The organism is Nocardia sp. NPDC004573 (genome assembly GCF_053602135.1).
In genome coordinates, this window is sequence record NZ_JBSGDA010000009.1 from 1 (window position 1) to 14860 (window position 14860).

Annotated in this window: 6 protein-coding genes; 4 read left to right on the plus strand and 2 right to left on the minus strand. The window is 70.8% G+C overall.

The annotated features are described in order from the left end of the window. Nucleotides 1–103 precede the first annotated feature (103 nt). The 3 genes from ACWEKR_RS16270 to ACWEKR_RS16280 all read left to right on the plus strand — a co-directional run bounded on the left by ACWEKR_RS16270 (nt 104) and on the right by ACWEKR_RS16280 (nt 11586). On the plus strand, nt 104–8983 hold the full coding sequence (locus ACWEKR_RS16270; RefSeq protein ID WP_452355144.1) for an amino acid adenylation domain-containing protein: 8880 nt from the start codon (nt 104–106) through the stop codon (nt 8981–8983). Nucleotides 8984–9218: 235 nt separating this feature from the next. Further along, nucleotides 9219–10208 carry an alpha/beta hydrolase gene (locus ACWEKR_RS16275; protein WP_452355322.1) on the plus strand — a complete coding sequence of 330 codons (990 nt, stop codon included), beginning with the start codon at nt 9219–9221 and terminating at the stop codon, nt 10206–10208. A 136-nt stretch (nt 10209–10344) separates the two neighbouring features. Next, nucleotides 10345–11586: an Nramp family divalent metal transporter gene (locus tag ACWEKR_RS16280; RefSeq protein WP_452355323.1), complete on the plus strand. Its 1242-nt coding sequence runs from the start codon at nt 10345–10347 to the stop codon at nt 11584–11586. Between the two features lie 15 nt (nt 11587–11601). Here ACWEKR_RS16280 and ACWEKR_RS16285 read toward each other — a convergent pair whose 3' ends face one another. Together ACWEKR_RS16285 and ACWEKR_RS16290 are read right to left on the minus strand one after the other, a co-directional pair. Next, a complete protein-coding gene (locus tag ACWEKR_RS16285) occupies nt 11602–12627 on the minus strand; it encodes an SDR family oxidoreductase (protein WP_452355145.1) in 1026 nt (341 codons plus the stop codon). A gap of 48 nt (nt 12628–12675) precedes the next feature. Further along, nucleotides 12676–13491, minus strand: a complete 816-nt coding sequence (locus tag ACWEKR_RS16290) for an enoyl-CoA hydratase (protein WP_452355146.1) — start codon at nt 13489–13491, stop codon at nt 12676–12678. A gap of 127 nt (nt 13492–13618) precedes the next feature. Between ACWEKR_RS16290 and ACWEKR_RS16295 the strand changes: the two genes are divergently transcribed. After that, a complete protein-coding gene (locus ACWEKR_RS16295) occupies nt 13619–14857 on the plus strand; it encodes a TetR/AcrR family transcriptional regulator (RefSeq protein ID WP_452355147.1) in 1239 nt (412 codons plus the stop codon). The last annotated feature ends 3 nt before the right edge of the window (nt 14858–14860 follow it).

Genomic DNA, 14860 nt, shown 5'->3' on the forward strand with positions numbered 1-14860 from the left:
TTTGGTGCCTGCCGCTGCCGGGGGTGACGCTGCTGCTGGTGCCGCTGGTGGTGGTGAAGTCGTTGCCGTTGGCGCTGCTGGGGCCGGTGTGGATGTGGCCTGGGTGAAGTCCGAACTCACCGCTGGGTTGCCGTCGTACATGGTGCCGTCGGCGTTTGTGGTGTTGGATGCGTTGCCGTTGAATGTCAACGGCAAGCTGGATCGGAAGGCGTTGCCGGAACCGGAGTTCGAGGTTCAGGCGTTCCGTGTGCCGTCGACTCCGATCGAGGAGATCGTGGCGTCGGTGTTCGTCGAGGTACTCGGGGTCGAACGTGTCGGTGCCGACGACGACTTCTTCGCCCTCGGTGGTAACTCGCTGCTGGCGACGCAGGTCGCGGCGCGGATCGGCGCTGCACTCGACGCGCGCGTCCCTGTCCGCACGATCTTCGAAGCCTCCACCGTCGCCGGACTGGCGACCAAGGCGGAACGCGGCTTCGGCGAACGCAAGCGCGCCCCGCTGGTCGCCGGGCCCCGCCCCGACCGCATCCCGCTGTCGTTCGCGCAGCAGCGCATGTGGTTCCTCAACCAGTTCGACACCTCGGCTTCGGTCTACAACATCCCGGCCGCGATCCGCTTGTCCGGTGAGTTGGACGTGACCGCGTTGCGGCAGGCCGTCGCGGATCTGGTGGCGCGGCACGAGATCCTGCGCACGATCTACCCGCAGACCTCCGACGGCCCGGTCCAGCGGATACTCGCTCCGCACGAGGTCCCGGTGGACCTGGACCCCGCGCAGATCGGTGACGAGCACGTCGCCGACGAGGCGCAGCGCATCGTCGCCGCGGGCTTCGACGTGACCGCCGAGGTGCCGTTCCGCGCGCGGCTGTTCCAGCTCGCGCCCGGCGAGTACGTGCTGGTCTTCGTCGCGCACCACATCAGTGCCGACGGCTGGTCGATGGGGCCGCTGACCAGGGACCTGATGCTGGCCTACGCGGCGCGCAGCGGCGGCGCGGAGCCGTCCTGGGCGCCGCTGCCGGTCCAGTACGCCGATTACGCGCTGTGGCAGCGCGACGCGCTCGGCGGCGACGACGATCCCGAGTCGATCGCGGGCGCCCAACTGGCCTACTGGACCACCGAACTCGCCGGCCTGCCCGACGAGCTGAACCTGCCCGCCGATCGCCCGCGCCCGTCCGCGCAGTCCTTCGTCGGCGGCCGAACCGATTTCGTGGTGAACGCCGACGTGCACGCCGCGCTGTCCGCTCTCGCGCGGCAGCACAACGCCACGTTGTTCATGGTGGTGCACGCCGCGTTCGCGGTCTTCGTGTCGCGCCTGTCCGGCACCGACGATATCGCCGTCGGCACGCCCGTCGCGGGCCGCGGTGAAGCCCAGCTCGACGACTTGATCGGCATGTTCGTCAACACGCTGGTGCTACGCACCCGGGTCGCGCCCGGACTCCGCTTCACCGAACTCCTGGCCCGCACGCGGGAAACGGACCTACGCGCCTTCGCCAACGCCGACATTCCGTTCGAGCGGCTGGTCGAGGCGCTGGAGCCCGAACGCTCGGCCGGTCGCCACCCCCTGTTCCAAGTGGCGCTGTCGTTCGAGAACCTGGCCGCCACCAGCTTCGAACTACCCGGCTTGCACTGCACGGCGCTCGACCCCGCCGTCGACACCGCGAAGTTCGATCTGTTGTTGACCATCCGCGAGCAGCGCACCGCGTCCGGCGCGGAAGCCGGTCTCGCCGCCGAATTCACCTACGCCCGTGATCTGTTCGACGAACGGACCGTGCTCGAGTTCGGCCGCAGGTTCCGCCGCCTCCTGGCCGCGGTCGTCCGGCGCCCGAGCACCGCGGTCGCTGACCTGGAGATCCTGGACGACTCCGAGCGCGCCGACCTGGCCGCCCGTGCCGGCGCACCTGCCGTGCCGCCGCGCACGCTGCCGGATCTGATGGCCGCCGCCGTCGCCGCGAACCCGTCCGGCATCGCCGTGGTCGCGGACGATCGCACGTTCAGCTACACCGAACTCGACGCGGCCTCAGCGCAATTGGCGCGGGCGCTGATCGACCGCGGGGCGGGGCCGGAGGCGCTGGTCGCCATCGCGATCCGCCGTTCGGTGGAATCCGTGCTCGCCCTGTGGGCGGTGGCCAAGACCGGGGCGGCGTTCGTCCCGATCGATCCGACCTATCCGGCCGATCGCATCGCCCACATGGTGGCCGATTCCGGCGTGGCGCTCGGCGTGACGGTGACCGCCGAGCTGGACTATCTGCCCGTTCTCTCCGATGGCTCCTGGGTCGCCCTGGATGACCGCGACTTCACTCTCGATGTCGCCGCGCGTTCGGACCAGCCGGTGCGGGAGGGCGAACTACGTGGACCGCTGCGCGCGAGCAACGCCGCCTACATGATCTACACTTCCGGCTCCACCGGGCTGCCCAAGGGCGTCGTGGTGACCCACGCCGGTCTGGCCAATTTCAGCGCCGAGCAGGTCGAACGCTATCGGCTCGACCGATCCGCCCGCGCCTTGGCGTTCGCGTCGCCGTCGTTCGACGCGTCGATGCTGGAACTGCTGCTCGCGCTCGGCTCGGCGGGCGCGCTGGTGGTGGCGCCGCCGCACACCTTCGGCGGCGAGGAATTGGCCGAACTGATCCGCGCCGAGGGCGTCACGCACGCCTTCCTCACCCCCTCGGTGCTCGCCTCGCTCGACCCGGACTCGTTGTCGGGGATGCGCGCCGTCGTGGCGGGTGGTGAAGCGGTGCCCGCCGATCTGGCGGACAAGTGGACGACCGCGCCGGAGCGCGCCTTCCACAACGGCTACGGGCCCACCGAAACCACCATCATGACCAACATCAGCGACCCGCTGCGGCCCGGCGAACCGGTCACGATCGGCGGCCCGATCCGCGGCACCCGGTCGCTGGTGCTCGACGCCAGGTTGCGTCCGGTGCCCGAGGGCGTCACGGGCGAGCTGTATCTGGGCGGTGTCCAGCTGGCGCGCGGCTACCACGCCCGCTCCGCGCTCACCGCCGCCCGGTTCGTGGCCGACCCGTACGGCGCGCCCGGCGAACGCCTCTACCGCACCGGCGACCTGGTTCGCTGGCGCCGGGACGGGGACGCGCCGGTGGTGGAGTACTTGGGCCGCAACGACTTCCAGGTGAAGGTGCGCGGCTTCCGCATCGAGCTCGGCGAGATCGACGCCGCACTCGCCGCCCAGCCCGAAGTCGACTTCGCCGTGACCGTCGGACGCCCGACCGGTTCCGGCGCGACCATGCTGGTCTCCTACGTGCTGCCTGCGAAAGACGCCACGGTGGACCAGGCCGCGCTGACCGAGCGGATCGGGCGCACGCTGCCGGAGTACATGGTGCCTGCGGTGATCGTCGTGCTCGACGCGATCCCGCTGACTCCCGTGGGCAAGCTGGATCGCAAGGCGCTGCCGGAGCCGGAGGCGCAGACCCGCGCCTATCGCCCGCCGCGCACCCCGGCCGAACTGGTGATCGCCGAGGTGATCGGCGAGGTCCTCGGACTCGACCGGGTCGGACTGGACGACGACTTCTTCGCCCTCGGCGGCGACAGCATCGTGTCGATCCAACTGGTCTCCCGCTCCCGCGCTCGCGGCGTGGATTTCGCGCCGCGCGATGTCTTCGAACGCCGGACCGTCGCCGCGCTGGCCCGCGCCGCATCGGTGGCGGACGGCCCCGGCGACGAGGCGGGCGAACTACCGCTGACACCGGACGCGGCGCGCATGCTGGACGAGGGCATCGAAGTGCGGGCCATCACCCTCGACGTCCCCGAGACCTGCCCGGTCGAGACGGTGCAGAACGCGGTGGCCGCCGTACTCGACCAGCACCCGATGCTGTGGGTGCAGGTGCGCTACGGCGACGACGGCGCGCCGGTGCTGCGCATCCCGCCCGCCGCCGAGCGCACCGGCGAGGCGTTCCGCAGGCTGGACCCGCAGCGTGGCGAGACTTCGCTGCCCATCGACGACGTGGTGCAGGCGGTCGCGGCCGCGCTGGACCCCGAGCAGGGTCGCAACATCTACTTCGTGCTCACCGGCGGTCCCGAGGCTCGCTCCACGCTGCTCGTCGTGGCCAGCAGCCTCGTGGTCGACGACGTCTCCTGGCGGGCCGTCGTCGACCAGCTCACCGCGCGCTGGAACCGGGCCCGTCATGCCGCGCCCGCGAACCGCGAGTCCGGCCTCGGCCTGCTCATCCGGAGCCTGTCGGCCAAGGCGCACGATCCGGCGACGGTGGCCGAAATGGACTGGTGGCGGCGCGCGCTCGGTTCCGCCCCGGAGGGCGCGGGAACCGAGGGACGAGACCTGCGCGCACGCAGCCGGGTCTCGCTCACCATCACGGCGGAGGGCGCGGCGGCCGTCGCCGCGGCCGCCGAGGCCTATCACGCCGGAGTGGACGACATCTTGCTCACCGCGCTGGCACTGGCCCTGCGGACCTCTGCGGGGGAGGCCGTCACGCGTGCGATCGGGTCGGTCGTGCGGCTGCCGTCCGACGGGCGCGAGGTCACCCAGGCCGACGCGGCGAGCACGGTGGGCGGTTTCGTCACCGAATATCCGCTGCCGTTGCGGTTGACCAGGATCGACATCGAGGACGCCCTGATCGGCGGCCCCGCGGCGGGCACGGCGATCGCGCAGATCAAGGAACTGCGGCGCTCGGTGCCCTCGCGCGGCGCAGGCTACGGGCTGCTGCGCTATCTCAACGCCGAGACCGCCGCCGAATTGCGCGGGCTCGGCCGGGGCCGGTTCGCGCTGCGCTACCGGGATCTGCGCCCGGCGCGGGTGCACACCGACATCCCGTCCGACGACCTGCTGCTCGTGCTCACCGTCGACGCCACGGACGAGGGCTTGCTCGCCCGGTTCGACTTCGCCGCCGCCGCGTTCCGCGGCGAGGACGCGAAAATCTTCGCCGAGCACTGGATTCGCGCGCTCGGTGGCCTCGCCGAGCACGGCCTGCGCCCGGACGCGGGCGGTTGGACGCCGTCGGACTTCCCGCTGGTGCGGCTCAAGCAACCCGACATCGATCGTTTCGCCCGCGCCTACCCGGACCTGTCCGACGCCTGGCCGCTCACGCCGCTGCAATCGGGCATGCTGTTCCACGCCCTGCTCGCCGAGCACTCGGTGGACGTCTACACCACCCAGTTCGTGCTCGATCTCGGCGGCGCGGTGGACGCGCGCCGGATGCAGGCGGCCGCGCAGGCGGTGCTGGACCGGCACGACAACCTGCGGGTCGCCTTCGCCGACGACAGCGAAGGCAAGCCCGTGCAGATCGTGCAGGAGTCGCTGGAGGTGCCGTGGCGGCTGATCGATCTGTCTCAGCTGGAACCGAGCGCGGCCGGCACCGAGCTGGAACGGATCAAGGCGGCCGACCTGGCCGACCACTTCGACATGCGGACCGCGCCGCTGCTGCGTTTCGCGCTGATCCGTTCCGCCGCCGCCCGATACCACTTGCTGGTCACCAGCCATCACATCCTGATCGACGGCTGGTCCATGCCGCTGTTGCTGAAGGACCTGCTCACGCTGTACGCGTTCGGCGGCAACTCCCGCCATCTGCCCGCGGTGCGGTCCTACCGGGACTACCTGGCGTGGCTGGTCGCCCAGGACGCGGAGGCGGCGCGCGCCGCGTGGCGCACCGCGCTGGCCGGTATCACCGAGCCGACGCCGCTGGCGCCGGTCGACCCCGGCCGGGAGATCTCCGCGGGCGTCGGCGAGGTCGGCTTCGAGCTGTCCCAGGCCGACACCACCGCGCTGACCCGGCTCGCTTCCGGTCTCGGCGTCACGGTGAACACCGTGGTGCAGGCGGCCTGGGGTCTGCTGATCGGGCGCACCGTCGACCGTGACGACGTGGTCTTCGGCGCCACCGTCTCCGGCCGCCCGCCCCGGCTCGACGGCGTCGAGGCGATGGTCGGCCTGTTCCTCAACGCGATTCCGGTCCGGGTGCGGCTGGCGGCGACGCACACGCTCGGCGGACTGCTGCGTCAGTTGCAGGCCGAGCAGGCGGCGCTCCTCGATTACCACTACCTGGGGCTGAGCGAGATCCAGGAAGCCGTCGGCGTGGAGGGCCTGTTCGACTCGCTCGTGGTGTTCGAGTCGTTCCCGGTGGACCGGGAGGGTCTGGACCAGGCGGGGGCCATCGACGGGATGAACGTCGTCGGCGTCGGCGCGGTCAACGGCACCCACTACCCGTTCACCGTGATGGTGGTGCTGGACAGTCGGTTGCGCGTCTCGGTGAAGTACCTGCGCGACGTGACCGGCGAACCGGCGGCGCTCGCGCTCGCGCAGCGGTTGTCGGCGCTGATCGGTCGTTTCGTGACCACCCCGCAAGCGCGGGTCGGCGACATCGATGTGCTTCTGGAGGACGAGCGCGCCGAGCTGGCCGCGCGCAACGCCACCGACGCGCCGGAACTGCTCGACGGCGCGACCTTGCCGTCACTGTTCGACGCGCAGGTGGCGCGCACCCCGGACGCGCCCGCGGTGCGCTTCGGCGACATCACGCTCAGCTATGCCGAGTTCGACTCGCGCGTCCGGTCCCTGGCCATCGAGTTGATGCGCTGGGGCGTCGGACCCGAGACGCTGGTCGCCGTGGCCATGCGGCGCGGCATCGACTTGGTCGTCGCGATCTACGCGGTGTTGCGCGCGGGCGGCGGCTACGTGCCGATCGATCCGGACCACCCGGCCGAGCGCAGCGAGTACGTCCTCGACAGCGCCGCTGCGATCTGTGTCCTGACCACCACCGCGGACGCGTTCGACACCGCGACCGGCGTGCCGGTGGTCGCGGTGGACACGCTGTACCTGCCGCCGTACGAGGGTCCGTGGCCGCAGGAATACGTCCACCCGGACACCGTCGCCTACGTCATCTACACCTCGGGCTCGACCGGCCGCCCCAAAGGCGTGATGATCACCCACCGGCAGATGGTCAACCAATTCCGCTGGGCGCAGTCGGCCTACCCGCACGACGGCGGCGACGTGGTGCTGCACAAGACGCCGATCACCTTCGACATCTCCGCCTGGGAGTTGTTCTGGCCGTTGCAGACCGGGGCGTCGATCGTGGTCGCCGCGCCCGACGGCCATCGGGATCCGGCCTACCTGGCCCGCCTCATCGCCGAGAACGCCGTCACCACGGTGCACTTCGTGCCGTCGATGCTGGACGCGTTCCTGGACCCGGCGGCCCACCCGGGCGCGCGGTACCCGTCGCTGCGGCGGGTGTTCGCGGCGGGCGAGGCGTTGCCGGGGGAGACGGCGGCACGTTTCGCCGCGATGGCGCCCGCCGCCGCGCTGGTCAACTGGTACGGCCCCGCCGAAGCCACCGTGGTCACCGACCATCCGGTCCGGGACACCGCCGCGGTGACGGTCCCGATCGGCCTTCCGGTGGCCAACACCCGCGTGCACGTGCTCGACCGGCAGCTGCGGCCGGTGCCGCCGGGCGCGGCGGGTGAGTTGTACGTCGCGGGTGTGCAATTGGCGCGCGGCTACCTCGGCGCGCCGGCTCTCACCGCCGAGCGCTTCGTCGCGCACGCCGGCGGAACCCGCCTGTATCGCACCGGCGACATCGTGCGCTGGCATGACGGATCGCTGGAGTACCTCGGCCGCGGCGACTTCCAGGTCAAGCTGCGCGGCCAGCGCGTGGAATTCGGGGAGATCGAGGCCGTGCTGACCGGTCACCCCCAGGTGCGGCATGCCGCGGTCTCGATGGTGCGTGGCGTGACGGGCGACCGGCTGGTCGCCTATGTGGTCGCCGCGCCCGCGGAGGGCATCGATGAGGACGCGATGCTGCGGCACGCCCGCGCCGCGCTGCCGTCGTACATGGTGCCCTCGGCGGTCGTCGAGCTGGCCGAGCTGCCGCTCAACGCCAGCGGCAAACTCGACCGCAAGGCGCTGCCCGCGCCGCGGTTGGTGACGCGCCCGTACCGCGCGCCCGGCACGCCGCTGGAGCGGACCGTGCTCGAGGTGTTCGACGCGGTGCTCGAGCCCGGCGCCGGACACCGGGTCGGCATGGACGACGACTTCTTCGACCTGGGCGGCACCTCGCTGGTCGCCACGCGCGCGGTCAGCAGGCTGCGCGCGCTCACCGGCGCCGAGGTGCGGGTGCAGTGGTTCTTCACCGATCCCACCCCGGCGGCGCTGGCGGCCCGCATCCTGGCCGCGCTGGCCGACGACCACGACTACGACCAGGACTCGAACGCGGCGCTCGGCGTGCTGCTGCCGATCCGGACCATGGTGCCGCACGACGTGGCCGCCGCCCAGCCGCTGTTCTGCCTGCATCCGATGTACGGGTTGTCCTGGTGCTACGCGGGTCTGGCGCGTTATGTGGCCGCGAGCACGCCGATCTTCGGCCTGCAGTCGCCCGCGCTGACCGAGGAGGGCTACCTGCCCGCGTCGCTGGCGGAGATGGCGGGCCGCTATGTGGCCGAGATCCGCGCGGTGCAGCCGCATGGGCCCTATCGGCTGCTCGGCTGGTCGCTCGGCGGTGTGCTGGCGCATGCGGTGGCCACCCGGTTGCAAGCGGCGGGGGAGGAGATCGGGCTGCTCACGATGCTCGACAGCCACCCGGACATCGACGTCACCGACTTCCGGGCGGCGATCCGCGAAGCGCTGGCCGAACTCGGCATCGGCGCGGACGCCCCGCTGCCCGGCGACGGCGACGTGCGCGATCTGAGCGAGGAGGCGCTGGCCGCGCTGCATGCCACCATCCCGCCGGACATGGCGGTGCTCACCCCCGAGCGGGTGCGCCGGATCTACCGCAGCGCCGTGCGCTCGGCCGAGCTGATCGCCGAGCACCGGCCCGACGTCTTCCGCGGCCGTTTGGACTACTTCAGCGCGGCCGGTCACGACACCGCGGCGGACGGCTGGCAACCCTACGTCGACGGCCGGGTGGACGATCATCCCGTCGGCGTCCCGCACGACCAGATGACATCACCGGAAGCGCTGGCGCAGATCGGCCCCAGATTGTCCGAGTTGCTGGATCCCCCGGGATGGGAAGCGACACGGAACATGGGGCGGTCATGATCGGACCGACACCGTTCCGGCATGATGGGCAACGGTGCGGTAACGAAGTCCCCTGTCGTGACGACTACATAGGCCGTATGGTCGGGCGTGATGCTGGGCATCCATCCGGCGCGTGGGGCATGCAGAGCGAATCTCGAGACGAAGCGAAGGTGCGAAATTGATACGTCGACAGAGCCGGCGCGGTGGCCTGCGGGCCGCGGCCGCGATCGCGGCAACCGCGGTGCTCGCGGGAATGATGACCGGTCTCGGCGCGTCCAGCGCGACCGCTGATCCGATCATCGATTCCAAGAGTCTGCTGGCCGACCCGGTCGCCCCGGACGGTTCGCGTATCACCAAGGCCGAGTACAAGGACGCGCGCAGCATCCGCCTGTACGTGTACTCGGCGGCGATGGACGAGAAAATCATCATCGACGTCCAGCGTCCGGCCGACGCCTCGGTGCCGCGCCCGACGCTGTACCTGCTCAACGGCGCCGGCGGCGGCGAGGACGAGGCGTCGTGGCAGGCGAAGACCGACGCGCTGCAGTTCCTGTCGGACAAGAACGTCAACGTGATCCAGCCGATCGGCGGCAAGTGGAGCTACTACACCGACTGGATCAAGGACGACCCGGTACTCGGCCGCAACAAGTGGAAGACCTTCTTCACCGAGGAACTGCCCCCGCTGGTCGACGGTGCGCTGGGCACCAACGGCGTGAACGCGATCGCCGGCCTGTCCACCTCGGGCACCACGGTGCTGGCGCTGCCGATCGCCAAGCCGGGCCTGTACAAGGCGGCCGCGGCCTACAGCGGTTGCGCGCAGACCAGTGACCCGGTCGGCTCGGAGTTCGTCAAGCTGACCGTCGAGACCTGGGGCGGCGGCAATACCGACAACATGTGGGGCCCCGAAGGCGGCCCGGAGTGGGTGGCCAACGACCCGTACGTGAACGCCGAAGGGCTGCGCGGGCTCGACCTCTACATCTCCACCGGCAACGGCCTGCCCGGGCAATACGACACGCTCAACGGCCAGTACGCCCTCCCCGGTGCGTACGGTCTGGCCAACCAGATCATCATCGGCGGCGTGATCGAGGCGGGCACCAACTACTGCACGCACAACCTGCAGAACCGGCTGAACGAGCTGGGCATCCCGGCCACCTACAACTTCCGCAATTCGGGTACGCACTCGTGGGGTTACTGGCGCGACGAGTTCCAGATGTCGTGGCCCGTGCTGGCCAGGGGCCTCGGTATCTGAGCGCCACCGCATAGGGCCGGACGCCCCGGCCGAGTTCCTCGACCGCCTGGTCGCACCCTGATGCGACCGGGCGGTCTGCTTTTTGAGCCAGCCGTCAACGAAAAGTTCGGGAACCCGTAAAATTCTGTTCGTGGGCATCACGCTGGCCGAGTCGACCAAGTCCGTCACCGGGCGAGCGCGTGCCGCGACGATGCTGCTCGGCCCGGCGTTCGTCGCGGCCATCGCGTACGTCGATCCCGGCAACGTCGCGTCCAACATCAGTGCGGGCGCGCAATTCGGCTACCTCCTCGTATGGGTCATCGTGCTGGCCAACGTGATGGCGGGGCTGGTGCAGTTCCTCTCGGCCAAACTCGGGCTGGTGACCGGTTGGTCGCTGCCGGAGGCGGTGCGAGCGAAGGCGAGCGGCCCGGTCCGGCTGGCGTACTGGGGTCAGGCCGAGACGGTGGCGATGGCCACCGACCTGGCCGAGGTGGTGGGCGGCGCGATCGCACTCCACCTGCTGTTCGGGCTGCCCCTGCTGCTCGGCGGCGCGATCACCGGCGCGGTGTCGATGGGTCTGCTGCTCGTGCAGGACCGCCGCGGTCAGCAACCGTTCGAGCGGGTGATCACCGGGATGCTCGCGATCATCGCGATCGGATTCCTGGCGAGCGTGGTGATCGCGCCGCCGTCGCCCGGGGACACGGTCGGCGGTCTGGTGCCGCGCTTCCAAGGCACCGAGAGCGTGCTGCTGGCCGCGGCGATGATCGGCGCGACGGTCATGCCGCACGCGGTCTATCTGCATTCCGGCCTCGCCCGCGACCGGCACGGACATCCGGCGGCAGGGCCGCTGCGCACCAGGCTCCTGCGGATCACCAAGGTCGACGTCGGCCTGGCCATGGTCCTGGCGGGCACGGTGAACCTGGCCATGCTGCTGATGGCGGCCGGCACGCTGCGCGGCCGGAATGTGGAGACCATCGAAGACGCGCATGCCGCGGTCGGCGACGTCCTCGGCCCCGCCGCCGCGCTGCTGCTCGCGATCGGGCTGCTCGCCTCCGGCCTGGCCTCGACGTCGGTCGGCGCCTACGCGGGGGCGATGATCATGCAGGGCTTGTTGCACAAGCGGGTTCCGCTGATCACGCGCAGGCTGATCACGTTGATCCCGGCCATCGCCATCCTGGCGCTCGGCATCGACCCGACGCGCGCGCTGATCATCTCCCAGGTGGTGCTGTCGTTCGGCATCCCCTTCGCGCTGATTCCCTTGGTGCGCTTCACGAGTGACCGCGCGCTGATGGGCGCGGACGTCAATCACCGCGTGACCACCGCGCTGGCCTGGACGGTGGCCGCGATCATCTCCGTGCTCAACGCGGCGCTGATCTATCTCACCGTCACCGGCCGATAGCAGGCGACGCGCCGGTCAGACCCAGTTCTCGATCCAGTACTTCCAGATTCGCGGTGCGTAGGCGTCCAACGGCGGAACCCTGATGTCGGTGCCCGCCAGCGCCGCGCTGGTGTGCCTGCAGTCGAACCAGCAGGCGAACTCGCTGTGCTCCAGCACGTCCAGCGGTACGCCGACCCGGGGCAGCAGCCAGTTCACGCCGGGGACGCGCAACATCATGTCCAGGGTGCGCTTGGGCATCACCTCCACCAGGTGCGGCGCGCCCGCCTCGTCGGCGAACAGGTTCAGCGCGTCGACCGCGCTCTGCCTGCGCGGATCCACCAGGTGATAGGTCGTCTTGTCCGAACCGGGGCGGTGGGCGATGTGGTCGAGGGCGCGAGCGACGAAGTCCACCGGCACCATGTTGGTCTCGCCCAGTCTGGGCACCAGCACCGGCAGCAGCCTGGGCAGCTGCGCGCCCATGCGCAACAGGCGGAAGAAGTAGTACGGACCGTCGATCCGATCGATCTCGCCGGTGCGGGAATGCCCGATCACGATCGACGGCCGGTAGATCCGCCAGCGCACCGACGACTCCCGCACGATCCGCTCGGCGTCGAATCTCGCCCGCTGCGCCGGCGTGGTGAGTGTTTGGCCGTGATCGAACATGTCCTCGGTGAACAGGCCGGTGCTGGTCCCGGCCACCTCGACGGTCGAGAGGTGGTGCAGCAGATCGACCCCGAGTTCCTCGGCGACGTCGACCAGATGCCTGGTGCCGCCGCCGCGCTCGGTCAGGTCGTAGCCCGCGGCGAGATGGAAGACGTGCTCGATGGCGCCGCGATGCCGGGCCAGCCAGGTCGGGTCGATGCCCAGCCCCGGGGCGCCCAGATCGCCGCGCACCGGACGGACGCGGTCGCCGCCCGCCCATTCCTGCGCGCAGCAGGCGAACCGGTCGGCCGAGGCGTCGCCCGGCCGGACCAGCACATGGATGTCACCCTCGCGTTTCAGCAGCTCGGGGATGAGGAACCGACCGATGAACCCAGTTGCCCCGGTAACCAGGTAAGTCATAGCCGATGAACATAGTCGCCCGTCGTTTGCTGAGTTCCGGCGGGCCGATCAGTCGGCGAAGACGGGCTTGCGCTTGGTGAGCATCGCGGTGGCACCCTCGACGAAATCGGGGGAGCGCAGCAGTTCGGTCTGCCCGGCCTTCTCGGCGGCCAGAGCCGCGTCGAGCGAGGTCAGCGTGGCCTGGTTCAGCGCCTGCTTGGTGAGTTCCAGCGCCCGGCGCGGACCCGTGGCGATCTTCTGGACGCCTGCCTCGACCGCGGCATCGAGCTCGCCGTCCGGCACGACCGCGGTGAACAGCCCGGCGGCCGCGGCCTCCCGGGCGGGCAGTCGCTCGCCGAGCAGCGCCATCCGCGCCGCCAGCGGGCGGCCCGCCGCGGCGGCGACCAGTGCGGCCGCCCCGCCGTCGGGCATCAGGCCGATGTTGATGAAGGCCAGCAACAGGTAGGAGTCCTCGCTCGCGTAGACCAGGTCGGCGGCCAGCGCGATGCCCACGCCGACGCCCGCCGCGGCTCCTCGGATACGCACGACCACCGGGACCGGCGCGTCGACGATGGCGCGCACCAGCCGGTTCGCCGCGTCCATGACCATGTCCGAGGTGATGCCCCGCTGCGCCTCGCCCGCGCTCGCGGAGAGATCGGCGCCGGTGCAGAAATCGCCGCCCTCGCCGGTGAGTACGATCGCCCGCACCGCGCGATCCTCGGCCGCCGCGCGGAAGGTGTCCCCGAGCGCGACCATGGTGTCGTAATCGAGGGCGTTCTTCCGCTTGGGGTTGATGATCGTGATCCGGAGCGCCTTGCCGTCCTGGACCGCGGTGAACTTCGCGGCGGCGGGTGCGGCCGGGGCCGCGGAATCGTTGTTGCTCACGTTTGCTCCTAAGCTGCAATTCGGCGGACGCCAGGCCGTGAATAGTGGTTAACTTTGCGAATTGTGGTTAACTTAGGGTCCAATGTCGGGCGCTGTCAACAAGCGTCGCCGGAGAACGGAGAGGTGCATGGTCGCGGATCGCAGCGAGGTCGACCTCGCTCCCGCGCGGCCCGAACCGGGTAGAAGGGCGGGTGCCGAGGGCGCGCCGTCGGTGCGCCGCCGTCCGAAGGACCGCAAGGTCCAGATCATCCGGGCGGCCGCGCGCGCGTTCAGCGAACGCGGGTACTACCCGGTCGGCGTGGACGAGATCGCCGCCGAGGTCGGCATCTCCGGTCCGGCCCTCTATCGGCATTTCACGAACAAGTACGCGCTGCTGGTGGCGGCCGCCGAAGAAGGCGCGCAGCACCTGCTGACCGTCGCCGAGGCCGCCGACGACGCCCGGTTGGACCCGGCGCGGCGCGCGGACGCGCTGATCCGCGCGATCAGCGAGCACACCGTCGAGATCCGCCGCGAGGCCGGGCTCTACCGCTGGGAGCGGCGCTATCTCGAGCGCGACGACCGGGTCCGCATCAAGAAGATCTACGACGACCTGAACAGCACCCTCGCGGCGCCGATCGCGCTGCTGCGCCCCGAGACGCCGCCGGCGGACGTGGCGATGCTCGCCGCGGGCGTGCTGAGCGCGATCGCCAGCATCGCCGCGCACCGCACCGCGCTGTCCAGCGCTCGGCTGCTCCCGCTGCTGCATCGGATGTCCTGGGCCATCCTCCGAACCGACCTGCCGCCCGCGCCGGAGGAACCGGATCCCGGCGCTCCCGTGCGCGGCATCCCGGTGACCTCCAAGCGGGAACAACTGCTCACCGAGGCCATCCGGATCTTCGGCAGGCAGGGCTATCACGAGGCGAGCATCGAGGAGATCGGCGCCGCCGTCGGCATCAACGCCTCCAGCGTGTACCGGTACTTCCCGAGCAAGGCCGACCTGCTCGCCGCGGCGTTCCACCGCACCGGCGACCGGCTGGCCATCGCGATCACCGAGGCGCTGGCCGAGGCGACGAGCCGCGCCGACGCCGCGCGGCGGGTGGCCGACCGCTACGCCAAACTGAGTTTCGCCATGCCGGAGATCATGGCGGTGTACTACGCCGAGTTCGGCAACCTGCCGCAGGCCGAGCAGCACAAGCTGCGCGCCATTCAGCGGCAGAACGTGCTGGAGTGGGCCAACCTGCTGGACGGGGATCCGGTGGAGGCGCGCTTCCGGGTGCACGCCGCGATCAGTCAGGTGATCGATGTGGGCAGGCTGATCCGATTCGACTCCCGGCCGGCACAAGTCGCGCGAGTCACCGCGCTGATGGACGCGGTGCTGCTCGACTAGCCG